Raw genomic sequence first — 23,434 nt, 5'->3', positions numbered from 1 at the left:
AGGATGGCGGGGTTTTGTGGCCACCTCACATCGCTTCGCGATATGAGTGTCCTCTGCACCCCGCCTCAGCTTCGCTGTCGCGGCTTCGCCGCCCCTCTATCACTGTCTTTCAGACAGCTGATCGAGGATGGCGGGGTTTTCAAGTGTCGAGGTGTCTTGGGTGATGGCTTCGCCTTTGGCGATGCCGCGCAGCAGACGACGCATGATTTTTCCGCTGCGGGTCTTGGGCAGGTTGTCGCCGAAGCGGATGTCCTTGGGCTTGGCGATCGGGCCGATCTCCTTGCCGACCCAGTCGCGCAGTTCCTTGGCAATCGCCTTGGCCTCGTCGCCGGTAGGCCGCGAACGCTTGAGCACGACAAAAGCTACAATCGCCTCGCCCGTCAAATCGTCGGGCCGGCCCACCACGGCGGCCTCGGCCACCAGTGCCGAATGTGACACCAGCGCCGACTCGATCTCCATGGTACCCATGCGGTGACCGGAGACATTGAGCACATCGTCGATACGTCCGGTGATCCGGAAGTACCCACGGTCGGTGCTGCGCACGGCGCCGTCACCGGCCAGGTACATGGTGCCGCCCATCTCCTCGGGGAAATAACTCTTCTTGAAACGCTCGGGGTCATTCCAGATGGTGCGGATCATCGAGGGCCAGGGGCGCTTGACCACCAGCATGCCGCCGGAGCCGTTGGGCACGTCCTTGCCAACTTCATCGACGATGGCTGCCATGATGCCGGGCAGCGGCAAGGTGCAACTGCCGGGCACCAGCGGTGTCGCACCAGGCAGCGGCGTGATCATGTGGCCGCCGGTCTCGGTCTGCCAGAAGGTGTCAACCACAGGGCAGCGCTCGCCGCCGACGTTTTTGTAGTACCACATCCAGGCTTCGGGATTGATGGGCTCACCTACAGAGCCGAGGATGCGCAGGCTGCTCAAATCCGAGCGCGCGGGATGCACCTTCTCGTCGCCTTCGGCCGCCTTGATCAGCGAGCGGATAGCTGTCGGTGCCGTGTAGAAAATCGTGACCTTGTGTTTTTCGATCATCTGCCAGAAGCGCCCGGCATTCGGGTAAGTAGGAATACCTTCGAAGATGACCTGGGTCGCGCCGGCGGCCAGCGGGCCGTAAGCCACATAGGTATGACCGGTGATCCAGCCGATGTCGGCGGTGCACCAGAACACGTCGGACGGCTGAATGTCAAAAGCCCAGTCCATGGTCAGCTTGGCCCACAGAAGATAGCCGCCGGTGCTGTGCTGCACGCCCTTGGGTTTGCCGGTCGAGCCGGAGGTGTAAAGGATGAACAGCGGATGCTCCGCGCCGACGAATTCCGGCTCGCAGGTGGCCGGCTGCTTCGCCATGACTTCGTGCATCAGGCTGTCGCGCCCGGCCACCATGTTGCAAGCCGTGACCGTGCGCTGGTAGACGATCACGTTCTTGATGGACTCGCAGCCACCCATGGCGATGCCTTCGTCCACGATGGCCTTCAGCGGCAACTCCTTGCCGCCGCGCAGCTGGTAGTTGGCCGTGATGACCGCAACCGCACCCGCGTCCTGAATGCGCTCCTGCAGGCTCTTGGCGGAAAAGCCGCCGAACACCACTGAGTGGGTCGCACCTATGCGCGCACAGGCCTGCATGGCCACCACACCCTCCACCGTCATCGGCATGTAGATGATGACGCGGTCGCCCTTCTTGATGCCCATGGCCTTGAGCGCGTTGGCGAACTGGCAGACCTTGCCGTGCAGCTCTTTATAGGTAACGTTGGTGACCTTGCCATCGTCGCTCTCAAAGATGATGGCCTTCTTGTTCTCGGCAGCGGTGCCGAGGTGACGGTCCAGGCAGTTGTACGAGGCGTTGAGCTCGCCATCGGCAAACCACTTATAGAACGGGGCCTTCGACTCGTCCAGGGTCTGGGTGAAGGGCTTCTTCCAGCTCAGGTTCTCGCGCGCCAGTCGGGCCCAGAATCCCTCGAAGTCTTTTTCGGCTTCAGCGCATAGCGCGTTGTAGGCATCCATGCCCGAGATGCGGGCAGATTTGGCCAGTTCGGGATTGGGAAAGAAGACCCGGTTTTCAACCAGTGTGGATTCGATGGCAGATGAAGGCGCGCTCATGGTGCTGGTCTCCTGTTTTGTATGCGATGCGTGTTAATGTCATATTTGGCACTTACAGCCCACTGACTGGCATCAAGCTTACAGATTTAAGCTCAGGCAGGCCAGGCACGACAGCCGGCCTACAATTCGCCCCACCCGTACAAACCCGCACCCTGCCATGTCAGACCCTCAAGATCTTCCGCCCAAAGCCTCTCCTCTGCGTCCCATTCCCAATTTTATTTTTGCCAGCCGCTGGCTGCAATTGCCGCTGTATGTGGGCTTGATCGCCGCACAAGGCGTCTATGTGTACCACTTTTTATTCGAATTGCTGCACCTGGTCGAAGCCGTCTTCGGCAGCCAGACTGCCCTGCAGGCGCTGGTGACCAGCATAGGCTACAAGACCGATGCGCCCATCACCACGCTGAATGAAACCGTGATCATGCTGGTGGTGCTGGCACTGATTGATGTGGTCATGATCTCCAATCTGCTGATCATGGTGATTGTCGGCGGGTACGAAACCTTTGTCAGCCGCATGAACCTCGAAGGCCACCGCGACCAGCCCGAATGGTTGAGCCACGTCAACGCTTCCGTGCTTAAAGTCAAGCTGGCCACCGCCATCATCGGCATCAGCTCGATCCACTTGCTGAAAACCTTTATCAATGCCGACAACTACACCGACAGGGTGCTGATCGCGCAGACGGTCATCCACATCACCTTCCTGCTGTCGGCGCTGGCGATTGCCTACACCGACAAGATCATGTCGAAAACCGGCAGCCACTGACGCAGATCCGCGCCAGCCCCGGCTTTGCCGGGCTCGGCCACTTCAACACTTCACGGAAATACACGCGCGATGCTTCTCGTCGTTATTTTCCTGCCGCTGCTGGCCGGTACCCTGCTGACAGGCTGGTCCGGAGCCTGGCCTTCGCCCCATTACCGCAGGCGCACCGCCTGGCTTGCTGCCGCAGTCACCGCCGCGAGCCTGGGCCTGCTCTTGATGCAGTCGCCCGTGATCATGGCAGGCGGCTCCGTGCTCGAGTTCACACCCTGGGTGCCGGAAATCGGATTGAACCTCGGCCTTCGCCTCGATGGCCTGTCGCTCATGTTCGCGCTATTGATCTCCGGCATGGGCTTGCTGATCATCCTGTACGCGCACCACTACCTCGGTACCGATGACCCTGCGGGCAAGTTCTACAGCACATTGATGCTGTTCATGGCCGCCATGCTGGGCATCGTCCTGTCCGACAACCTCCTCCTGCTGATGGTGTTCTGGGAACTGACCAGCATTTCGTCTTTCCTGCTGGTCGGCTACTGGAAGCATCGGGCCGACGCGCGTGAAGGTGCGCGCATGGCACTGGCAGTCACTGGCGGCGGCGGGCTGGCCATGCTCGGCGGTTTTGTGCTGCTCGGCCAGATGGCCGGCACCTATGAGATCAGCCAGATGCTGGACAAGGTGGCGCTGATCCAGGCCGACGCTCGCTACCCTGCGGCGCTCGCGCTGATCCTGGTCGGCTGCTTCACCAAAAGTGCGCAATTCCCTTTTCACTTCTGGCTGCCGCAAGCCATGGCCGCGCCCACGCCGGTGTCGGCTTACCTGCATTCCGCCACCATGGTCAAGGCCGGCATCTTCCTGCTCGCGCGTCTGACACCCGTGATGGGTGGAACCGAGCTGTTCATGGCCATCGTGACCACCGCCGGCCTGCTCACCATGGTTTTCGCCGGCTTCATCGCGATCTTCAAGCATGACCTCAAGGGACTGCTGGCCTACTCGACCATCAGCCATCTCGGCCTGATCACCTTTCTCATCGGCCTTGGCTCACCGCTGGCGGCGGTGGCCGCCATATTCCACATCCTCAACCATGCGAGTTTCAAGGCCGGGCTGTTCATGACGGCCGGCATCGTGGACCACGAGACCGGCACGCGCGACATCCGGCAGCTGGGCGGCTTGTACCGACTGATGCCCTGGACGGCCACGCTGGCCATGACGGCCGCAGCCGCCATGGCGGGCGTCCCCTTGTTTAACGGCTTCCTCTCCAAAGAGATGTTCCTGACGGAAGCTGTCACCTTTGGGCAGGCAGCAGGCGGCTGGCGCTGGGCCGTGCCGCTGCTTGCCAGCCTGGCCGCGCTTTTCAGCGTGGCCTACTCCGTGCGGCTGGTGCATGACCTCTTCTTTAACGGCCCGCCCCGCGATCTGCCGAATGCCCACCCCCACGAGCCGCCGGTCGGCATGATGGCGCCGGTTGCTCTGCTGGCGGGCACCTGCGTGCTGGTCGGCATTTTGCCGGCCCTCACACTCGGCCCTCTGGTGCATGTGGCTGCCACGGCGATGATGGGCCGGCCCCCTCCGGAATACCACCTGGCGATCTGGCATGGCTTCAACCTGCCGCTGCTGCTGAGCATGCTCGCGCTGGGCGGTGGGGCTGCGCTGTATTTCGCCCTGGCGCGCAGGGGACGTCTGCATGGCGTCACCTCCGAAAGCTGGTTCGGACTGCTGACCGGCCTGAACCTGTTCAACCGCGCCATGAGCCGACTGTTCGCCGATGCCGGCCGTGTAACCCGCCTGCTGGAGATTGGCTCGCTCCAGCGTTATGTCGCGTGGACGATTCTGGCCACCCTGGTGGTCGGCGCGGTGCCGCTGATGGGCAATGCAGCACCCGGCACAGGCGCCCGGGCCCTGCTGCCAATATCAGCGCCGGCGCTGGTGCTCTGGGCCCTGCTGCTGGCCGCCTGCGCCTGGCTGGCCCTGCGCCACCACGATCGTTTTCAATCGGTGGTCATGGCCGGCGTGGTCGGGCTGGTCACCTCCCTGTGTTTCCTGGGGTTTTCCGCGCCTGATCTGGCCCTGACCCAGCTCACCGTCGAGGTGGTGTCCACCGTCCTGTTGTTGATGGGCCTGGCCTTGTTGCCACGCCAGACGCCGCGTGAGTCATCGACAAGCCGGCGCATGCGGGATGGAGCGCTGGCCCTGGCTGGCGGAGGAGGCATCGCCTGGCTGGCCTGGGTCATGCTCACACGTGATCACGATTCCATCGCCTGGTATTTCCTGAACCAGTCCGCCATTGCAGGCGGCGGCACCAACGTGGTAAATGTCATCCTGGTTGACTTCCGGGGCTATGACACCTTTGGCGAAATCACCGTGCTCGGCATTGCCGCGGTGGGCCTGCTGGCCTTGATGGATGGCATGCGTACCCGCCGTCCGGCCATGGACGACAGCGGCCGGACCTGGACCTTCGCCGCCCTGCCGCTGATGCTGCGGGTGGCGGCGCGCGTGGTGTTGCCGCTGGCCCTGGTGGTCACCCTGTATATCTTCATGCGCGGCCACAACATGCCGGGCGGCGGTTTTATTGCAGGCCTCATCACGGCGGTTGCGCTGGTATTGCAATACATGGCGCTGGGCCAGTCGCGCGCCGAACTGCTGCTGCACGCCCATGGGGGACGGCGCTTCGTGCGCTGGATAGGCTATGGCCTGGGTATTGCCGGCCTCACAGGCGTTGGGGCCTTCGTGTTTGGCCAGCCTTTCCTGACCAGTGCGCACGGCCACCCCCATGTTCCCCTGCTTGGCGAATTGCCCCTGGCTACTGCCGCGCTGTTTGACCTGGGGGTCTACATCACCGTGGTCGGCGCCACGCTGCTGACCCTGTCCACACTGGGCGCGGTTTCCCGCGAACCGGGGCCGGCCTCGCCCTCTTCCAACCCGGGAGTCCGGCCATGAGTCTCGAATTTCTTGTTGCCAGCGGAATCGGGGCCGTCACAGCCACCGGTATCTACCTGGTCTTGCGCGGCCGGACCTGGCCCGTTGTGCTGGGCCTGAGCCTGCTGGGCTACGCGGTCAATCTGTTCATTTTCGCCATGGGTCGGCTCTGGCAGGACGCCGCCCCCATTCTTTCTGCCGGAAGCCGTATCGCCGACCCGCTGCCGCAGGCGCTGGTGCTGACCGCGATCGTGATCGGTTTTGCCACCACGGGCTTCATCATCGAACTGGCCCTGCGCAGCCGTCATGAAAGCGGCACCGACCATGTCGACGGCCATGAATCGGCGCATGCCACGCAAGACGCCGGGGAACCACGCGCATGACCGAGCTGCTGGACGCTATTTTTTCCCGCCACCTGCCGGTGCTGCCGGTCCTGCTGCCGCTGTTCACGGCGGTCGCGCTGCTGTTGATGGGCGACGGCGACGGCCAGACCAGCCATGACGGCGCACATTTTCGGCGCTGCCGTTTTCTCAGCCTGTCCTCGGCTGTTTTCGGCGCTGTGCTCGCCTGGCGGCTCATGACCGAAGCCTCTGCAGGGGGGCTGAACGTCTACCCCCTGGGCGGATGGCCGGCCCCCTTTGGCATCGTGCTCGTGGTGGACCGGCTGAGCGCCATGATGCTCGCGCTGACCTGGTCGATTGCCGTCCCCGTGCTGTGGTACGCGACCGGCGGCTGGGACACGCATGGCCGGCACTTCCATGCCCTGTTCCACTTCCAGCTCATGGGTTTGTCGGGCGCTTTCGTGACCGGCGACCTGTTCAACCTCTTCGTGTTTTTTGAAGTGCTGCTGATTGCATCCTACGTCCTGCTGGTGCATGGCCAAGGCCGCAACCGGTTCAAGGCCGGCCTGCACTACGTGGTACTCAACCTGGTGGCATCAGCGCTCTTCCTGGTGGGGCTCGCGGTCATCTACGGCGTTGCCGGCACGCTCAACATGGCCGACCTGGCGCTGCGTGTTGCCCGGCTTGGCCCGCAGGAGGCGGCCCTGTTCACCTCGGGCGCCATGGTCCTGCTGGTCGTGTTCGGGCTGAAGGCAGCCATGGTCCCGCTGTATCTGTGGCTGCCCGGCACCTACGCAGCGGCCACCGCTCCTGTCGCCGCGCTGTTTGCGATCATGACCAAGGTCGGCGTTTACGCCATCATCCGCGTGCATGGCGTGATCCTGGGGGACGGCGCAGGCCACGCCGCGCTGGCCGCTGAAGCCTGGTTGCTGCCGTTGGCCCTGTCCACCCTGGTCCTGGGCACCCTGGGCGCCCTGGCTGCGCACAGCCTGGCGCGGCTGGTGTCCTACCTCACCGTCGCCTCCGTCGGCACCATCCTGGTCGGGGTCGGCCTGTTCACACAAGCCGCCATGTCGGCAGCTCTTTACTACATGGTGCACAGCACCCTGGTGATTGCCGCCCTCTTCCTTCTGGTAGAACTTGTCGCCACCCAGCGCGGCGACGTGGGGGACAGGCTGCAACCTGCCGCACCCGTGGCGCAGCCGATGATGCTCGGCCTGATGACACTGCTGGGCGCGGCATCGGCCGCCGGCCTGCCGCCTTTGCCCGGCTTTCTGGGCAAGCTCATGATTCTGCAGAGTTCCGCACCGGCGCCCGCCCAGGCGTGGATATGGGCCCTGGTGCTGATCACCGGCTTCCTGACCCTGGTCGGCCTGGCGCGTGCGGGCACCATCCTGTTCTGGAACGTGCTTCCCGAAGACACCGACATCCGAGCCGGCGGCAGCTGGCGGCTGACATCCGCGACGCTCGGCCTGCTCGCCCTGAGCCTGGTACTTGCGGCGGCCGGCTCGCCGCTCAAGCGCTACACCGATGCCGCAGCGGCCCAGCTCGCCGACCGCGCGGGTAATGCAGAAGCCGTACTGGGAGCGATGGGCGGAGCCGGTGCTGCGACCATGCGGCCCTACCGCGCAGGAAAAGGTGACGTGATGCTGCCGGAAGCAGGAGGCAAGCGATGAAAAGGAAACCCTGGCTGGGCCATCCCTTGTTGACCGCGCTGCTGGCCGTCAGCTGGCTGCTGCTACAGCATTCCCTTGAATTGGTCCACATCATCTCGGCGCTGCTCATCGGCATCTTCATTCCGCGCATGCTGCACTCTGCCCTGCCTCCGGCCACCATGCCGCGGCTGGCACCCGCGGTGCGCCTGGCACGCCGGGTGTTGTGGGACATCATTGTTTCGAACATTGCTGTCGCGCGTCTGGTGCTCGGCCCCCAGTCACGTCTGCACCCAGCCTGGGTACCGGTGTCGCTGGCCCTGACCCACCCAACGGCGATTGCGCTGCTGGCCACCATCATCACGACCACCCCCGGCACGGTGTCCTGCACCATCGACGAAAAGCGGCACGAGATCCTGGTACATGCGCTTGATTGCGAAGACGCGGTCCAGATGGCTGCGGACATCAAAAACCGCTATGAAACCCTGCTACTGGCCATCTTTGAACATCCCTCACGCGGCATCGGAGAAAAAGCATGAGCGCAGGCATTCTTGTTATCGCGCTGGACATCGCCACTGCAGCGGTGTCACTGGCCATCCTGCTTTGCGCCTGGCGCCTGGTGCGCGGGCCGCAGTCCATCGACCGTGTGCTGGCAATCGACACCCTGTACATCAACGCGGTGGCGCTGATCGTACTGCTGGGCATACGGCTTGAAACAGTCTTGCTGTTCGAAGCCGCGCTGGTCGTGGCCATGCTGGGCTTTGCTTCGACCGTGGCGCTTTCGCGCTACCTGACGCGTGGCGATGTCATCGAATAAGCGGAGAAACCCATGAACATGAACATTCTTCCCCTGGCCGAATGGCTGGCCGCCGCCATGCTGCTGGTGGCCGCTTTTTTCCTGCTTGTCGGTGCCGTTGGCCTTGTCCGTCTACCGGATTTTTTCATGCGCATCCATGCACCAACCAAAGCGTCCACCCTCGGCGTCGGCGGCATATTGCTGGCCAGCATGATGGTGTCGGCGGCACAGGGGCGTATTGGTTTTGCGGAACTGCTGATCACACTGTTCGTCTTTGTCACCGCGCCGGTGTCGGCCAACGTGATGGCCCAGGCCGCGCTGCACCTGCGTGTGCCCACGCGCGCGCTCGCGCCCGAGGATGCGGTGCCTGAGCGACGTCCATCCTGACGCTGCGCGGCCAGCAGCGCCCGTCCAGCAAAAAAAGGCCGCCAGCCCTTATTCTGTTTGCGCATATAGCTATCAATAGCATAGCAAATAGCGCCTTAGGGGCCGACCATGTCTTGGGCCCGTACCCAAGCGTCAAACTGTTCCGCCGTCACATGGCCTGATGCCAGCGCCGCGTCGCGCAGGCTGCTGCCCTCCTTGTGCGCCTTCTTGGCAATAAAGGCGGCCTTGTCGTACCCGATGTGCGGATTCAGCGCCGTCACCAGCATCAGCGAGCGGTCCACCAGCTCGGCGATGCGCTCGCGGTTGGGTTCAATGCCCACGGCACAGTGGTCGTTGAAGCTGCGCATGCCGTCGGCCAGCAAGCGCACGCTTTGCAGGAAGTTATGGGCAATCATGGGCCGGAACACATTGAGTTCGAAATTGCCGGACGCCCCGCCGATGTTGATGGCCACGTCGTTGCCGAAGACCTGGCAACACAGCATGGTGACCGCCTCGCTTTGCGTCGGGTTGACCTTCCCGGGCATGATGGACGAGCCCGGCTCGTTCTCCGGGATCGATAACTCGCCAATGCCGCTGCGCGGCCCGCTGGCCAGCCAGCGCACATCGTTGGCAATTTTCATCATGCTGCCGGCAACAGTCTTGAGTGCGCCGTGGGCGTGCACCAGCGCGTCGCACGAAGCCAACGCTTCAAACTTGTTGGGCGCCGTCACAAACGGCAGGCCGGTCAGGCGCGCGAGTTCTGCGGCTGCCTGCTCCGCGTAGCCCGCGGGTGCATTCAGCCCGGTGCCCACCGCCGTGCCGCCCAGCGCCAGCTCGCACAGATGCGGCAAGGCGGCGCGCAGGTGTTTTTCGCCGTGTTCGAGTTGCGTCACATAGCCGGAGAATTCCTGGCCCAGCGTCAGCGGTGTCGCGTCCTGCAAATGGGTGCGGCCAATCTTCACGATGCTGTCGAAGTCCTGCGCCTTTTTGGCTAGCGTGCCGCGCAGTTTCCCGATAGCCGGCAACAGCCTGTGTGTGATGGCGTCTACCGCGGCCACATGCATGGCCGTCGGGAACACGTCGTTGGACGACTGGCTGCGGTTCACCTCGTCGTTCGGATGCACCAGCCGGCTTTCGCCGCGCTCGCCGCCCATCAGTTCGCTGGCACGGTTGGCGAGCACCTCGTTGACGTTCATGTTGCTTTGGGTACCCGAGCCGGTTTGCCAGACCACCAGCGGGAATTCGTCCGCATGGTTGCCAGCGATCACCTCGTCGGCCGCGGCCATGATGGCCTGCGCCTTTTTGCTGTCGAGCAGGCCCAGCGCCAGGTTGACGCTGGCCGAGGCCCGCTTGACCTGCGCCAGCGCCCGGATGATCTCGCGCGGCTGCTGCTCGCCGGAGATGTCGAAGTTCTGCAGCGAACGCTGCGTCTGCGCGCCCCAGAGGCGGTCGGCGGGGACGTCAATCGGGCCAAAGGTGTCTCGTTCGCTGCGTGTCTTCATGATGTGTGCTTACCTGTCAAAATAAGGGGCTTTTGGCGGTCAGGAAAGACGGCCAGGCAAATGAAAGTCATTCTCATTGAAGATGTATTGTTGCCCAAAAAATCCGGGCGATCTGTCTTTGCCGGGAAGACCCTTTTCAAAGTACCCACGACGCATCACCCCATGACCACGACCATCCGACAAGCCGACCTCATCGAATCCGTTGCCGCCGCCCTGCAGTTCATCAGCTATTACCACCCGGCCGACTACATCGCCCATCTGGCGCGCGCCTACGAGCGTGAGCAGAGCCCGGCGGCCAAGGACGCGATTGCGCAAATCCTGACCAACAGCAAGATGAGCGCCACCGGCCACCGTCCGATCTGCCAGGACACCGGCATCGTCAACGTGTTCCTGAAGGTCGGCATGAACGTGCGCCTGGATGGTTTTACCGGCAGCCTGGAAGACGCTATCAACGAAGGTGTGCGGCGTGGCTACAACCATCCCGACAACACCCTGCGCGCCAGCGTGGTGGCCGACCCGCAGTTCGACCGCAAGAACACGAAAGACAACACGCCGGCCGTGATCTTCACCGAGATTGTTCCCGGCAACACCGTCGAAGTGACGGTGGCGGCCAAAGGCGGCGGCTCGGAAAACAAAAGCAAGATGGTCATGCTCAACCCCGGCGATTCGGTGGTGGACTGGGTGCTCAAGACCGTGCCGACCATGGGCGCTGGCTGGTGCCCGCCCGGCATGCTGGGCATAGGCATTGGCGGCACCGCTGAAAAAGCCGTGCTGATGGCCAAGGAAAGCCTGATGGACGACCTCGACATGTACGAGCTGCAGGCGAAGTCCTCGTCAGGCGCCAAGCTCACCAAAACCGAAGAGCTGCGCCTCGAACTGTTTGACAAGGTCAACGCCCTGGGCATAGGCGCGCAAGGCCTGGGTGGCCTGACCACCGTGCTGGACGTCAAGATCAAGCTGTACCCAACCCACGCAGCCAGCAAGCCCGTGGCGATGATTCCCAACTGTGCCGCCACGCGCCACGCGCACTTCGTGCTCGACGGCAGCGGCCCGGTTTACCTTGACCCGCCATCGCTGGATTTGTGGCCCGACGTGAACTGGACACCCGACTACGTGAAGAGCAAAAAGGTCAACCTCAATACCCTGACCAAGGCAGAAGTCGCGAGCTGGAAACCTGGTGATACGCTGCTGCTCAACGGCAAGATGCTGACCGGCCGCGACGCTGCGCACAAGCGTATTTCCGACATGCTGGCCAAAGGCGAAAAACTCCCGGTGGACTTCACCAACCGGGTGATCTATTACGTCGGCCCGGTGGACCCGGTGGCCGGCGAAGCCGTCGGCCCGGCCGGCCCGACCACCGCCACCCGCATGGACGGCTTCACCGAGATGATGCTGGCGCAAACCGGCCTGATCTCCATGATAGGCAAGGCCGAACGCGGCCCGGTCGCCATCGAAGCCATCAAGAAGCACCAGAGCGCCTACCTGATGGCCGTGGGCGGCGCTGCCTACCTGGTCAGCAAGGCGATCAAACACGCAACCGTCGTTGGTTTTGCCGACCTCGGCATGGAAGCCATTTACGAGTTCGACGTGGTGGACATGCCGGTCACCGTGGCGGTGGATGCAGGCGGCACCAGCGCCCACATCACCGGCCCGGCGGAGTGGCAGAAGAAGATCGCCACCGGCGAGTTCAAGGGCATTGCGGTTGCAGCTGCTTGAGCAACCAAGCGCCTATCGGTGTTTTTGACAGCGGGGTCGGTGGCCTGAGCATTCTTAGGGCGCTGCGCGCTGCCCTGCCGCAAGAAGACTTCGTCTACTTCGCCGACACCGGCCACGCGCCGTACGGCGAGCGCGACGACGCATTTCTGGCGCAGCGGTCGCTGGCGATTGCCGGGCAATTGCGGCAAGAGCACGCCATCAAGGCCCTGGTCGTGGCCTGCAACACCGCGACGGCTTCGGCAGTGCACCTGTTGCGTGTCGCTCATGGGGACCTGCCCCTCGTGGGCGTGGAACCCGCGCTCAAACCGGCGGCGGCGCGCAGCACCACCAAACGCATTGCCGTGCTGGCCACGCGGGCCACGCTGGCATCGGCGAAATTCGCAGCGCTGCACGCCTCGTTGCGGGACCAGGCGGAGTTCCTGCTGCAGCCCTGCGACGGCCTGGCGGCTGCCATCGAAGCCGATGACGCTACAAAAATAAGAGCACTATGCTCCGACTACATCGGGGATAGAGACCGATTCGGCTCTCAAAACGGACGAATCGACACCTTGGTGATGGGCTGCACCCACTACCCTTTCGCGGCGACGCACTTTACCGAGTTGGCCGGACCGGAGGTTGCGCTGATCGAGACTGGCGAGCCGGTGGCCCGCCAGACCCGTCGCCTGCTGCAGGACGCTGGCCTATTGAACCCGCAAGGCGGAGGCCGAGTGCAGTGGCTGTCCACGGGCGATGCGCAGGTCTTGCAGGCGGCAGCGGCGCGCTGGCTAGGCCTTTAGTCGAAGAAGCAGTCGAGCGTGGGAAAGCGATCCCTTTCCTCAATGCAATCCAGCAGGTAGATCGCCAGGCCCAGGTCGCCGGTCCACAAGGAAAAGCGCCACTGGCCATGCGCGGCCAGTGCCTCCTCGGCCTGCACGATCGAATGCACGGCGAAGGCGCGCGCCCGCTCCAGCCACTGCGTTCCGCCAAAGCGGCGGTGCAGCTTGAGAAAGGCATACCCATTGCCGCCCGTGCCGTGGCACAGGTTCGAGCCCTTGCACAACGGCCCGGCCCGCCAGATTGCCTCGCCAGCCGCGAGCAAGGTGTCGTCCAGCGCGGGGCCGGGAAAGCCGGCCAGGCAAATCACGTAGCCCGGCGCGCCATGGCAGTACTGCATCAGCTTGGGGCCGCCGCGCGGGCGCGTCAGCTGGTTGCGCCAGTTGGCGAGGCCGTCTTTCCATTCGGCAGTGCGGCCCATGGTGGCGGCGATGCGTTCCTCCCAGGCGCGGGCTTGCTCCGGCGGCAACAGGTCGCGGCCCTGCAGCAGCACAGAGGCGGTTGCTGCGAAGCCATGCACGCCGTCCAGGTACGTCGATGTCTGCCCGTACAGCTCCTGGTCCCAGTAGTGGCAGCCCTCCTCCTGCGACCACAGGAGCTGGGAGGCGAGCTTCTCCGCAGTCTGGCGGAACAGGCTAGCCCAGCGTGCCTGGCCGGTACGGCGTTGCATGAATAGTGCCGCCAGCATGGTGCCGGGTGATCCCCACATCAGTTCCCGCGCCGCGTGATCGACGGTTGCCTCGACGAGTTGCGCGATTGCGGCGGCCTGCGCTTCATCAGGCTCGATGGCGAACGCCAGCATGCGCAGGCTGGTGTCGCCCATCAGGTAAGCGCCGAAAGCCCCCCGGCTATGGCCCATCAGAGCACGGTTGGGCTCCAGCAGCCGCAACACTTGCGCGGACTGAAGCGCATTGGCCAGCTCTACGGCGCCGCGCTGCTGCAGGTGATGCAACGCCCAGATCACGCCGCAAGCACCGCCATACAGCTCGTAGCGCGGCGCCGGGTCGGCGCCGTCCAGCGAGTGGTTGGGCCAGGGGCCCGCGTGGGATTCGGTGGCACTGGCGATGCGCTTGATCAGGTCGCGCGCCCGCTGCTCTTCCCATCGCACCGCGCAGAGCGGCTCATGCCGCTCGTGCTGCCAAAGCGGCATCATCGGTCCACCGCGTCAGCGGCCAGCGCCGCCTCACGCCCGCGCTCTACATTCACCGGAATCAGCAACGCCAATCCCACGGCAAACAGCACCGCCGTCGACAGGATGGCCGTTCGCTGGTCACCGCCGGTCATCCAGGTGATGGCGCCATAACTCAGCGGCCCGATGATGCTGGCCAGGCGCACCGCAAAAGTCCACAAACCGTAGAACTCGGCCAGTTGACGCTTGGGGGAAAACATGCCGGCCATCGCACGGCCAGCCGACTGGCTGGAACCCATGCATACGCCGGCAATAGCGGCCGCATACCAGAAGCCGCCTTTGGTGGTTGTGACGGCAGCGATCACGCAAGTGGCGACCCAGCCAACGAGTGTGATGCCCAGCGCCAGCTTGTGGCCGATGCGGTCCTGGAAATACCCGAAGGCAAAGGCACCCCCGGCGGCTGCGAGGTTAAGGACGAAGATCAATACCATGGTTTCCTGCGGCTGAAACCCGATCACCTGCTCGGCGTAAATGGCGGCCAGCGCAATCGCCACGGCCACGCCGCCCTGGTAGAACACGGCACAAGCCAGCAACCACATGAAGTCCTTGTAACGCCTGGCCTGGCGAAATGTCTGGCCGAGTTGCTCCAGAGAAGCTTGCAGACCGCCTTGCCGCAATGCCGCCGGGTTGGGCTGGGCCCTTTCCTTCAAAAGGCGAAAGGTCACCAGCGAAGCCAGCCCATAAATCACCGCCGTGATCAGCATGGTGACCGGCACAAACTGGTCGGCGGGAATACCGCGTGCCTGGGCCCACAGCACATAGCCCAGGCAGACGCCCAAGGCCAGCATGCCGCCGAAATAACCAAAGCTCCAGCCCCAACCACTGACCTTGCCCAAGGCATCGGGCCGCGCAAGTTCCGGCAGGAATGCAGCTGTCAAGGATTCCCCATAGGCAAAGAAGGTGTTCGAAAGAATGATCAGCAACACCGCGAAAGCCAGACTGCCGGGCCCGGCAAGGGCCAACGCGGCTGTCGTCACCACGCAACCTATCGTGGCCATCATCAACAGCCGTTTCTTGGCCGCCCGCAAGTCGGCATAGGCGCCGATGCTGGGCATGGTGAGCATGACAATCGCATAGGAAACGCTGAGCGCTGCCGTCCACGCGAAGGTGGCCCACTCGGCCTTCTGCGCAATACCGCCCACAAAATAGGCGGCAAATACCGCGGTGATCACGACCGTGGTGTAACCCGAGTTGGCAAAGTCGTACATGGCCCAGCCAAACACTTCGCGCTTGCGCACGCCGGGGTTGAGGGCATCCTGGGAAAAGAGGGCCATGCTTGAGCTCCTGAAGACGAGCCAAGCATAATCCATGGCCTTTTGATACCGCAGGGCAGAGGCAAGTCGCTATCACTTTAATAGCTGCTAGCGTCCGTATCTAAAGGGCCAGGAGCCTAAACAGCTTATGAAATAGTGATCAAATGCCCCACCGGGCCGCAGAAAGCAGCCATCGGGGTTCGGTCAGGGGGTGGAGGGAGTCGTCGTTGCAGCCGCCGCCATGGGCTCCTTCCAGCCACCACCCAGCGTTTTGTACAGCGTGACCTGGTTCTGCAGCTGCAGCAGCCGGGTTTGCACCACGGCCTGGCGCGCGGTGAACAGCGAGCGCTGTGCGTCCAGCAAATCGAGCTGGCTGGCAATGCCGTTCTGGTAGCGCAGGTCGGACAGCTTGAAGCGGGTGGCTTCAGCATTGGCCTGGGCCCGTTGTGCACGCAATTGCTCACCGAGCGTGGCGCGGCCGGCCAGTGCATCAGCCACTTCGCGGAACGCGGTTTGAATCGCTTTTTCGTACTGCGCCACGGCGATGTCACGCCTGGCATTGGCCGAGTCGAGACCCGCCCGGTTGCGGCCGGCATCAAACAGCGGCAAAAACAGCTGCGGCGCCAGGGTCCAGCCGTAGGTGCCGCTTTCAAACAGCCCCGACAGGTGATTGCTGACGCTGCCGGCCGTCGCGGTCAGCGAAATGCGCGGAAAAAACGCAGCGCGCGCGGCGCCGATATTGGCGTTCGCTGCCAGCAGCTGCTGCTCGGCCTGGCGAATATCCGGGCGATTGGTGAGCAGGTCCGAGGGCAGGCCGGCAGGCACATCCACCATCAGCGGCGCATCGGCCAGCGCCTGCCCGGCCGGCAGCGCAGCCGTTAGTTCGCCGGTCAGCGGCTGGCCCAGCAAGAGGGTCAGCAGGTTTTCATCGAGTGCGCGCTGGCGCTGCAACTGCGCAAGACTGACGCGGGCGGCTTCTGTCAGCGATTCGGCCTGGCGCAGATCCAGTTCGGACGTGGCCCCGTTGTCAAACCGCAGCTGGCTCAGCTTGAACGACTCTTCACGCGTGGCCAGGGTCTGCTGTGTGATTGCCAGGAGCTCTTCGTCGGCGAGCAGGCTCAGGTAAGTGGTGGCGACTGCCGCAATCAGGCTGATCTGCGTGGTTTTGCGCCCCTCCTCGGTAGCCAGGTATTGCGCCAGTGCGGCGTCCTTGAGGCTGGCCACCCGGCCAAAAAAGTCGATCTCGTAAGACGTCATCGCCAGGCCAGCGGTATAGACACTGGAAATGCTGCCATTGCCGTTGGCATTGGGCTGGCGCGAACCGGTGGCCGCCGCGCCCACGGTGGGAAACTGGTCGGCGCGCTGGATGCGAAACTGCGCCCTGGCCTGCTCGATGTTGAGTACCGCAATGCGCAGGTCGCGGTTGTTGCGCAGCGCCGCCTCGATCAGTTGCCGCAGCTTGGGATCGCTGAAAAAACTCTGCCATTCGATGTCGGCCGCAGCCGTGGTCTGCACTGCGGCGGAGGTCGTGCCCGGGGCGACGGCCAGCGTGCGCGCCAGGCGCAGGCCCGGCCAGTCGGTGGCAACTGGCGCTTCCGGGCGTTCGTATTTCGGCGCCATGGAGCAACCTGCCGCCAGCGCTGCTGCGCCCAGCGCCAGGAGCCGCACCCGCCAGGCCTTATTCATGGGTTTTTGTTTCATTTCCGTCTCCGTCAAAACCTGCCGCCCGGGCGTGGTCTGAATACATTTTTCTTTGCCGCTCGCTGCTCTTGAACAGGCTGCGCACCACCACAAAAAACACCGGCACAAAAAACACGGCCAGCGCTGTGCCGGTGATCATGCCGCCGATCACGCCGGTGCCGATGGCGCGCTGGCTCGCCGAGCCGGCGCCGGTAGCCAGGGCCAGCGGCAGCACGCCCATCATGAAGGCCAGCGAGGTCATCACGATGGGGCGGAAACGCAGGTGGGCGGCGGCTAGCGCGGATTCGATGGCGCTTTTGCCCTGGGCCTCCAGGTCTTTTGCAAACTCGATGATCAGGATGGCGTTTTTCGCGGACAGGCCGATGATGGTGATCAGCCCGACCTGGAAATACACATCGTTCGAGTAGGCGCGCAGCAGCGTGGCCAGCAGCACACCCAGCACGCCCAACGGCACCACCATGATCACAGCCAGCGGAATGGTCCAGCTCTCATACAGCGCCGCCAGGCACAGGAAGACGGCGAGGATGGCAAAGCCGTAAAGAATCAGCGCCTGCGCACCGGCAAGTTTTTCCTCGCGCGACTGGCCTGTCCACTCGAAGCCAAAGCCCGTGGGCAGCTGCGCTGCCAGTTTTTCCATTTCGGCCATCGCAGCGCCCGAGCTGTAGCCCGGCGCCGCCGAACCCGAAATGCGCATGGCGGGATAACCGTTGTAGCGGATGGTCTGCTGCGCCCCTGTCACCCAGCGGGTGCTCGCAAAAGCCGACAGCGGAACCGGCCGGCCCTGGCTGTTGCTCGCGTTGAGCTGCAGCAGGTCATCGGGCTGCATGCGCGACGGCGCGTCGGCCTGCACCACCACGCGCTGCAAACGCCCCTGATTGGGGAAGTCGTTCACATAGCTGGAACCCAGTGCCGTCGATAGCGTGGTGTTGATCGAGTCGAAGGACACCCCCAGTGCATTGGCCTTGTCGCGGTCAATGTCAATCTGCAGCTGCGGACCGTCTTCCAGTCCGTCCGGGCGCACCTGCGCCAGCACCGGGCTCTTGCCCACCATGCCCAGCAGCTGGTTGCGCGCATTGACCAGTGCCTCGTGGCCGGCACCGCCCCGGTCCTGCAGGCGGAAAGTGAAGCCGCTGGCCGTGCCCAACTCGGGAATAGGTGGCGGGCTGAGCGGAAAAATAAAGGCGTCGCGGATACCGGACAACGCCCCAAAGGCCCGCCCGGCCAAGGCCTCGGCCGACTGGCCTTTGCCTTCGCGTTCGGACCAGTCCTTGAGCGTCACGAAAGCCAGCGCCGCGTTCTGGCCCTGGCCGGAGAAGCTGAAGCCCAGCACACCGACCATGCTCTGCACTTCGGGCTGCTTGAGGATGTAGCCCTCGACCTGCTGCATGACCGACAGCGTGCGCTCCTGGGTAGCGCCGGGCGGCAACTGCACGTTGACCAGAATGTTGCCCTGGTCCTCGCCGGGCAAAAAGGAAGTCGGCAAGCGTGTGTAGACCACCGCGACAGCAGCAATGATGGCCACGTAGATGATCAGGTAACGCGCCGCGCGCCTGAGCACGCGGGCGACAATGCTTTCATACCCTTTGGCGGTGCGTGAAAAACCGCGGTTGAACCAGCCGAAGAAACCGCGCTTTTCATGATGGTGGCCGGCTTCCACCGGTTTGAGCAGCGTGGCGCACAGGGCCGGCGTGAGCGACAGCGCCATGAAGGCCGAAAAGCCAATCGACGCCACCATCACTGCGGAGAACTGGCGGTAGATGTTGCCGGTCGAGCCGGCGAAAAAAGCCAGCGGAACGAACACCGAGATCAGCACCACGGTCACGCCGATGATGGCGCCCGAAATCTGCTTCATCGCCTTGCGCGTGGCTTCGAGTGGCGGCAGCCCCTCCTCGCTCATGATGCGCTCAACGTTTTCAACCACCACGATGGCATCGTCCACCACAATGCCGATCACCAACACCATGCCGAACATGGTCAGCACGTTGATCGAGAAACCGAGCGCCAGCAGCGTCCCGAAAGTACCCAGCAGCGCGATCGGCACGACAACGGTCGGGATGACGGTGTAGCGCCAGTTCTGCAGAAACAGGAACATCACGAGAAACACCAGCGCCACGGCTTCAAACAGCGTCACCGCCACCTGCGAGATGGAGATCTGGACAAAACGCGAGCTGTCATAGGGAATAGTCCAGCTCACGCCCTGCGGAAAGTAGCGCTCCAGCTCGGCCATCTTCTGGCGCACGGCCTTGGCCGAAGCCAGCGCGTTGCCGCTGGGCGAAAGCTGCACGCCGATGCCCACCGCAGGCTGGCCATTGAGCCGCGCCGATGTTGCATAGGCCTGGCCGCCAAGTTCTATGCGCGCCACGTCCTTGAGCCGCACGGCTGAACCGTCGGTGTTGGCGCGCAGGACAATGTTGCCGAACTGCTCGACATTGGCGAGCTGGCCGTTCACCACCACCGTGGCCGCGGTACCCTGGCCCGCGACATTGGGCAAGTCACCTATCGTGCCCGAAGACACCTGCGCGTTCTGGGCGCGAATGGCCGCGGTGACTTCAACGGAAGACAGGCTGAAGCCGGCCAGCTTCGCCGGATCAATCCAGACGCGCATGGCCCGCTCGGAGCCGAACAACTGCGCCTGGCCGATGCCCGGCAGACGCTGCAATTCAGGCACTACAGTGCGGGAAGCGTAATCACCCAGACCTATCGGATCGATCGCCGGGTTGGTCGATGAGAGCATGGTGAACAGCAGGAAGTTCGAGCGCGACTTGTCTACCCGCACACCCTGCTGCGTCACCGCCTGGGGCAGGCGTGGCGAGGCGCGCGAAAGACGGTTCTGCACATCCACCTGCGCCAGGTCGGCGTTGGTGCCGGGCTGGAAACTAATGGTGATGGTGCCGGTTCCATTGGCTTGCGCCACCGACTCCATGTAGATCAGGCCGGGTGAGCCGTTCATCTCGCGCTCGATCACGGAGAGCACGCTGTCTTCCAGCGTCTGGGCCGACGCGCCGGGATAGGCCACGTTGATGACAATGGCGGGCGGTGCCACCGGTGGATATTGCGAAATTGGCAACTGGGTGATAGCCACACTGCCCATCACGATGATGAACAGCGCAATCACCCAGGCAAAAATCGGCCTGTCAATGAAAAACTTGGCCATGCGGTGCGCTCCTTATTTCGCGGCTGAAGACGCTGGCGCCGCAGAGGAGCTGGCAGCGGCCGGCGACGAAGCGCCAGCAGCAGGCACCGGGGCGGCGCCGGCAGGCTGCCAGGGCACGGGCTTGACGGTGGCGCCTGGCCGCAGTTTCTGGAAGCCGTCGACCATGACCTGCTCACCCGTTTTCAGGCCCTCGAGAATCACCCACTGGTTGCCTTTGGCGGAACCGATTTTTACCGGCCGTGTTGCCACCTTTCCTTCAGCATCAACCACCATGACCGTATCGCCCTGTCCTGAACGGGTGACGGCCTGCTGAGGCAATGTCATGGCATTGGTCGCCTGGGCCTGTTCCAGGCGGACACGCACATACAGGCCGGGCAGCAATTGGCCGTTGGGATTGGGCACTTCGGCGCGCAGGGTGATCTGGCCCGTGGTGGCGTCCACTGTCAGGTCGGAGAACAGCAGGCGTCCCGGCCGCGAATATTCCGTGCCATCTTCCAGCACGATACGCACGCTGGCCGCGTCACCGCCCGCAGCGCGCTTGAACTGGCCGCTGTCCATCGCGGCGCGCAGCTTCATCACCTCCGACGCCGACTGCGTGAAGTTCACATACATGGGATGGATCTGCTGGATCACGGCGAGCTGGGTCGCATCGCCCTGCCCGACCAGTGCGCCCTCGGTCACCAGCGCGCGGCCGATGCGGCCTGAAATGGGCGCCGTCACCGAGGCATAACCGAGGTTGATGCCGGCCGTCTGTACGTTGGCCTTGCCGACGGCCACATCGGCTTCCGCCTGCTTCTGCGCGGCCACCGCGTTCGCATACTCCTGCTTGCTGATGGCGTTGGCTTCCACCAGCGGCTTGTAGCGCTGTGCCAGCGCTCCGGCTTGGGCCAGGTTGGCTTCGGCGCGTGCCAGGCCCGCCTTGGCGCTGGCCGAGGCCGCTGCGTAAGGTGCAGCGTCAATGCTGAAAAGTACTTGTCCCGCTTTCACGTCACTGCCTTCACGGAACAGCCGCTTTTGCAGGATGCCGGCCGCGCGCGCCCGGACCTGGGCCACGCGCGACGCTTCCAGGCGGCCTGGCAACTCGGTCACCAGCCCCACATCGCCCTGGGTGACGGTCACCACACCGACCTGTGCAGGCGGCGGGGCAGCAGGCGGCGCACTGCTGCCTTTGCCGCAGCCGACCAGAAGCAAAGACAGCATCGCAAGCAGCACCAGCGGCTGACGAAGTGCAAAAGGAGACACCAGACGTGACTGGCTGACATAAGACGTAGGCATGCTGTTCCTCGAATTTTCTGGATTGAAGGCGCGACGGGGCCGGTGGCAATGGCACGGAGGCCGTTCGGACGGAACCCGAAAGAATAAGGGTTTTCGCGAGTGGTATAGTTTACATACATTTGTGAATGTATAAAGACAGCAAGCGAAAACCCTCAGGAGACATCGCGTGGTCCGCCGAACCAAAGAAGAAGCACTGGCCACCCGCCACAAGCTGCTGGATGCAGCGGAACAGCTGTTCCAGGCGCAAGGGGTGTCACGCACCAGCCTGCAGGACATCGCCCGGCGCGCCGGGGTGACACGCGGCGCCGTTTACTGGCACTTCAAGGACAAAGCCGACCTGTTCAACGCCATGATGGACCGGGTCATCCTGCCCTTGGAAGAGTCCTTCCAGGGCCGACTGGGCCAGCAGGCAGAAACCGATCCGCTGGCACGAATCTACAGCGGGGTGATGGACGCACTGATCCGTATCGCTGGCGACCCGCAGGCGCGCCGAGTTTTCGAAGTAGCCACCCACAAAGTGGAATATGTCGATGAACTCCAGGCCTTGCGGCTGCGTCATCTGAAGAGCCGGAGTGACTTTCTGGCGCAGGTTGAACATGGCTTGCAGGCGGCAGCCGAACGACACAGCGTGGCGCTGGCGATTCCGGCCGCAACAGCAGCGCAGGGCATGCATGCCATCATCGACGGGCTGATCCAGAGCTGGTTGCTGGAAAGCACCGCCTTTGATCTGGTAGCCCTGGGCCGTGACGTGCTGGACGTCTATTTGCGCGGACTGGGATTCTTCCGCCCGGATACGAGTGCCGCGGCGCGGCCTTAGTGCAGATGCCGCGGCTTGCGTCCGCCACCGCCATGGCCGGAGCCGCCCTGCGGGCCACCCAGGCCTCTGGGAGGCCTGCCAAGCTGCATGGAATTGACCAGCGCATCGAAGCGTTGCTCGAACAACTTATCAACGGCCGAGACCACATCGCCCAGCTCCGCGGCGTCGAAATGGCGCTCCATCAGGCCGATCATGTCCTGCACCAGCAAGTCGCGCTGGACCTGCATGATGGCTGCCGGCGTGGGGCCCACAAAGTACATCGCGAAGTCGTCTCTGGCCTCTTCACCATCGGGCTCTTCATCCTCGTCAAAATCCGCATCGTAGAACGTGACTTCAATCGGCGCACCGCTGTTGGCCAGCTCGTTCAGTGCCATGCAGACCTCGTCGAGCACCTGGCGAAAATCTTCATCTCCGGGAACTGTCCAGCACAGCTGCAGCAAATGCTGCTGCACATCGAATCGGATGCCGGGCTCTTCTTCATAAGCACTGGCCGCGCCGTCCGCCAGTGATTTGGCGCCCGAATATTTCCAGAGGGGCTTCAGGGCTTCCTGCAGCTGCTCAAAGCCGACATCCTCACGCAACGGCACTTCGCCGTGGACGTGTATTTCAAAGGGAGGAGTGTTGTAGCGAGCCATGGAATCTATCTTAACCACTTGCGGTCTGAAATGAGCATTGCCGGTGCATGCACGGGTTGCCTGGAACGCCTTTGGCCTTTGTTCGGGGATTGGTGCCTGAGACCGGAATCGAACCGGTACGCCCGTTTTCACGAAGCGGCGGATTTTAAGTCCGCTGTGTCTACCAATTTCACCACTCAGGCCGGGGACATGCCGATGAACAAAAAAGCCCCTGGCAAGGGGCGGGCGAAAAGGATGGAGGCGCGGGCCGGAGTCGAACCGACCTACTCGGATTTGCAATCCGGTACATAACCGCTTTGTTACCGCGCCGTAATCTGTCTGCCTTTAGTAATCCCTTCAGGATTCTACGGGCTATCTTGTGAACTATCACCAATGAAAAAGGACAGCATTTTGACATGCTGCCCTTTTGAATTGGAGCGGGAGAAGAGTCTCGAACTCTCGACCTCAACCTTGGCAAGGT

At 63.5% G+C, this 23,434-nt stretch carries 18 protein-coding genes and 2 tRNA genes; 10 read left to right on the top strand and 10 right to left on the bottom strand.

What is annotated here, in order from left to right; all coding sequences use genetic code 11:
• Positions 1-99: 99 nt before the first annotated feature.
• On the bottom strand, positions 100-2,097 hold the full coding sequence (acs, locus tag ABI660_RS17170; RefSeq protein WP_348070320.1) for an acetate--CoA ligase: 1,998 nt from the start codon (positions 2,095-2,097) through the stop codon (positions 100-102).
• A gap of 157 nt (positions 2,098-2,254) precedes the next feature.
• Between acs and ABI660_RS17165 the strand changes: the two genes are divergently transcribed.
• From ABI660_RS17165 to ABI660_RS17135, 7 genes are all read left to right on the top strand, one after another.
• Positions 2,255-2,857 carry a YqhA family protein gene (locus tag ABI660_RS17165; protein WP_348070318.1) on the top strand — a complete coding sequence of 201 codons (603 nt, stop codon included), beginning with the start codon at positions 2,255-2,257 and terminating at the stop codon, positions 2,855-2,857.
• A 69-nt stretch (positions 2,858-2,926) separates the two neighbouring features.
• Positions 2,927-5,785 (top strand): monovalent cation/H+ antiporter subunit A, encoded by a 2,859-nt coding sequence (locus tag ABI660_RS17160; protein WP_348070316.1) that lies wholly within the window; start codon positions 2,927-2,929, stop codon positions 5,783-5,785.
• Entirely contained in the window at positions 5,782-6,147 is a 366-nt protein-coding gene (locus ABI660_RS17155) for a Na+/H+ antiporter subunit C (RefSeq protein ID WP_348070314.1), read from the top strand. Before ABI660_RS17160 ends, ABI660_RS17155 begins: the two co-directional genes overlap by 4 nt.
• Entirely contained in the window at positions 6,144-7,781 is a 1,638-nt protein-coding gene (locus ABI660_RS17150) for a monovalent cation/H+ antiporter subunit D (RefSeq protein ID WP_348070312.1), read from the top strand. The genes ABI660_RS17155 and ABI660_RS17150 overlap by 4 nt, the downstream gene beginning before the upstream one ends.
• On the top strand, positions 7,778-8,296 hold the full coding sequence (locus ABI660_RS17145; RefSeq protein WP_348070310.1) for a Na+/H+ antiporter subunit E: 519 nt from the start codon (positions 7,778-7,780) through the stop codon (positions 8,294-8,296). The genes ABI660_RS17150 and ABI660_RS17145 overlap by 4 nt, the downstream gene beginning before the upstream one ends.
• Entirely contained in the window at positions 8,293-8,574 is a 282-nt protein-coding gene (locus tag ABI660_RS17140) for a K+/H+ antiporter subunit F (RefSeq protein ID WP_348070308.1), read from the top strand. The genes ABI660_RS17145 and ABI660_RS17140 overlap by 4 nt, the downstream gene beginning before the upstream one ends.
• 18 nt (positions 8,575-8,592) lie before the next feature.
• Positions 8,593-8,940 (top strand): Na+/H+ antiporter subunit G, encoded by a 348-nt coding sequence (locus ABI660_RS17135; RefSeq protein ID WP_348070306.1) that lies wholly within the window; start codon positions 8,593-8,595, stop codon positions 8,938-8,940.
• A gap of 95 nt (positions 8,941-9,035) precedes the next feature.
• Here ABI660_RS17135 and fumC read toward each other — a convergent pair whose 3' ends face one another.
• Positions 9,036-10,421: a class II fumarate hydratase gene (gene fumC, locus ABI660_RS17130; RefSeq protein WP_348070304.1), complete on the bottom strand. Its 1,386-nt coding sequence runs from the start codon at positions 10,419-10,421 to the stop codon at positions 9,036-9,038.
• Positions 10,422-10,583: 162 nt separating this feature from the next.
• On the opposite strand from fumC, the gene ABI660_RS17125 reads away from it, so the two are divergent.
• Entirely contained in the window at positions 10,584-12,137 is a 1,554-nt protein-coding gene (locus ABI660_RS17125; RefSeq protein ID WP_348070302.1) for a fumarate hydratase, read from the top strand.
• Positions 12,134-12,913, top strand: coding sequence for a glutamate racemase (murI, locus tag ABI660_RS17120; RefSeq protein ID WP_348070300.1), 780 nt, complete (start codon positions 12,134-12,136; stop codon positions 12,911-12,913). The genes ABI660_RS17125 and murI overlap by 4 nt, the downstream gene beginning before the upstream one ends.
• Here the strand turns inward: murI and ABI660_RS17115 are convergent.
• The 5 genes from ABI660_RS17115 to ABI660_RS17095 form a co-directional block, all read right to left on the bottom strand.
• Positions 12,910-14,100: a LanC-like protein gene (locus ABI660_RS17115; protein ID WP_348070298.1), complete on the bottom strand. Its 1,191-nt coding sequence runs from the start codon at positions 14,098-14,100 to the stop codon at positions 12,910-12,912. The two genes, murI and ABI660_RS17115, sit on opposite strands and share 4 nt — an antisense overlap.
• Positions 14,100-15,413, bottom strand: coding sequence for an MFS transporter (locus ABI660_RS17110; protein ID WP_348070296.1), 1,314 nt, complete (start codon positions 15,411-15,413; stop codon positions 14,100-14,102). Before ABI660_RS17110 ends, ABI660_RS17115 begins: the two co-directional genes overlap by 1 nt.
• A gap of 183 nt (positions 15,414-15,596) precedes the next feature.
• The gene (locus ABI660_RS17105; RefSeq protein WP_348070294.1) at positions 15,597-17,093 is read right to left on the bottom strand and encodes an efflux transporter outer membrane subunit; all 1,497 of its coding nucleotides are present in this window, start codon (positions 17,091-17,093) and stop codon (positions 15,597-15,599) included.
• Positions 17,071-20,247 carry an efflux RND transporter permease subunit gene (locus ABI660_RS17100; protein ID WP_348070292.1) on the bottom strand — a complete coding sequence of 1,059 codons (3,177 nt, stop codon included), beginning with the start codon at positions 20,245-20,247 and terminating at the stop codon, positions 17,071-17,073. Before ABI660_RS17100 ends, ABI660_RS17105 begins: the two co-directional genes overlap by 23 nt.
• A 12-nt stretch (positions 20,248-20,259) precedes the next feature.
• Positions 20,260-21,522 carry an efflux RND transporter periplasmic adaptor subunit gene (locus ABI660_RS17095; RefSeq protein WP_348070290.1) on the bottom strand — a complete coding sequence of 421 codons (1,263 nt, stop codon included), beginning with the start codon at positions 21,520-21,522 and terminating at the stop codon, positions 20,260-20,262.
• A 166-nt stretch (positions 21,523-21,688) separates the two neighbouring features.
• Between ABI660_RS17095 and ABI660_RS17090 the strand changes: the two genes are divergently transcribed.
• A complete protein-coding gene (locus tag ABI660_RS17090; RefSeq protein ID WP_348070288.1) occupies positions 21,689-22,339 on the top strand; it encodes a TetR family transcriptional regulator in 651 nt (216 codons plus the stop codon).
• Here ABI660_RS17090 and ABI660_RS17085 read toward each other — a convergent pair.
• The 3 genes from ABI660_RS17085 to ABI660_RS17075 form a co-directional block, all read right to left on the bottom strand.
• Positions 22,336-22,974: a DUF6806 family protein gene (locus tag ABI660_RS17085; protein ID WP_348070286.1), complete on the bottom strand. Its 639-nt coding sequence runs from the start codon at positions 22,972-22,974 to the stop codon at positions 22,336-22,338. The two genes, ABI660_RS17090 and ABI660_RS17085, sit on opposite strands and share 4 nt — an antisense overlap.
• Positions 22,975-23,064: 90 nt before the next feature.
• Positions 23,065-23,156: transfer RNA gene (locus tag ABI660_RS17080), tRNA-Leu, on the bottom strand.
• A 53-nt stretch (positions 23,157-23,209) separates the two neighbouring features.
• Positions 23,210-23,283 (bottom strand) — tRNA-Cys (locus ABI660_RS17075).
• Between the last annotated feature and the right edge of the window lie 151 nt (positions 23,284-23,434).

It is taken from the genome of Polaromonas sp., assembly GCF_039930745.1.
GTDB lineage: Bacteria > Pseudomonadota > Gammaproteobacteria > Burkholderiales > Burkholderiaceae_C > Polaromonas.
Note: the sequence above shows the minus strand (reverse complement) of the source record. Positions and strands in the feature narration are given on the sequence as shown.

What these genes read in the sequence shown, in the direction of transcription:
- acs (WP_348070320.1), bottom strand. Translation starts at nt 2,097, where the DNA reads ATGAGCGCGCCTTCATCTGCCATCGAATCCACACTGGTTGAAAACCGG.
- ABI660_RS17165 (WP_348070318.1), top strand. Translation starts at nt 2,255, where the DNA reads ATGTCAGACCCTCAAGATCTTCCGCCCAAAGCCTCTCCTCTGCGTCCC.
- ABI660_RS17160 (WP_348070316.1), top strand. Translation starts at nt 2,927, where the DNA reads ATGCTTCTCGTCGTTATTTTCCTGCCGCTGCTGGCCGGTACCCTGCTG.
- ABI660_RS17155 (WP_348070314.1), top strand. Translation starts at nt 5,782, where the DNA reads ATGAGTCTCGAATTTCTTGTTGCCAGCGGAATCGGGGCCGTCACAGCC.
- ABI660_RS17150 (WP_348070312.1), top strand. Translation starts at nt 6,144, where the DNA reads ATGACCGAGCTGCTGGACGCTATTTTTTCCCGCCACCTGCCGGTGCTG.
- ABI660_RS17145 (WP_348070310.1), top strand. Translation starts at nt 7,778, where the DNA reads ATGAAAAGGAAACCCTGGCTGGGCCATCCCTTGTTGACCGCGCTGCTG.
- ABI660_RS17140 (WP_348070308.1), top strand. Translation starts at nt 8,293, where the DNA reads ATGAGCGCAGGCATTCTTGTTATCGCGCTGGACATCGCCACTGCAGCG.
- ABI660_RS17135 (WP_348070306.1), top strand. Translation starts at nt 8,593, where the DNA reads ATGAACATTCTTCCCCTGGCCGAATGGCTGGCCGCCGCCATGCTGCTG.
- fumC (WP_348070304.1), bottom strand. Translation starts at nt 10,421, where the DNA reads ATGAAGACACGCAGCGAACGAGACACCTTTGGCCCGATTGACGTCCCC.
- ABI660_RS17125 (WP_348070302.1), top strand. Translation starts at nt 10,584, where the DNA reads ATGACCACGACCATCCGACAAGCCGACCTCATCGAATCCGTTGCCGCC.
- ABI660_RS17115 (WP_348070298.1), bottom strand. Translation starts at nt 14,100, where the DNA reads ATGCCGCTTTGGCAGCACGAGCGGCATGAGCCGCTCTGCGCGGTGCGA.
- ABI660_RS17110 (WP_348070296.1), bottom strand. Translation starts at nt 15,413, where the DNA reads ATGGCCCTCTTTTCCCAGGATGCCCTCAACCCCGGCGTGCGCAAGCGC.
- ABI660_RS17105 (WP_348070294.1), bottom strand. Translation starts at nt 17,093, where the DNA reads ATGAAACAAAAACCCATGAATAAGGCCTGGCGGGTGCGGCTCCTGGCG.
- ABI660_RS17100 (WP_348070292.1), bottom strand. Translation starts at nt 20,247, where the DNA reads ATGGCCAAGTTTTTCATTGACAGGCCGATTTTTGCCTGGGTGATTGCG.
- ABI660_RS17095 (WP_348070290.1), bottom strand. Translation starts at nt 21,522, where the DNA reads ATGCCTACGTCTTATGTCAGCCAGTCACGTCTGGTGTCTCCTTTTGCA.
- ABI660_RS17085 (WP_348070286.1), bottom strand. Translation starts at nt 22,974, where the DNA reads ATGGCTCGCTACAACACTCCTCCCTTTGAAATACACGTCCACGGCGAA.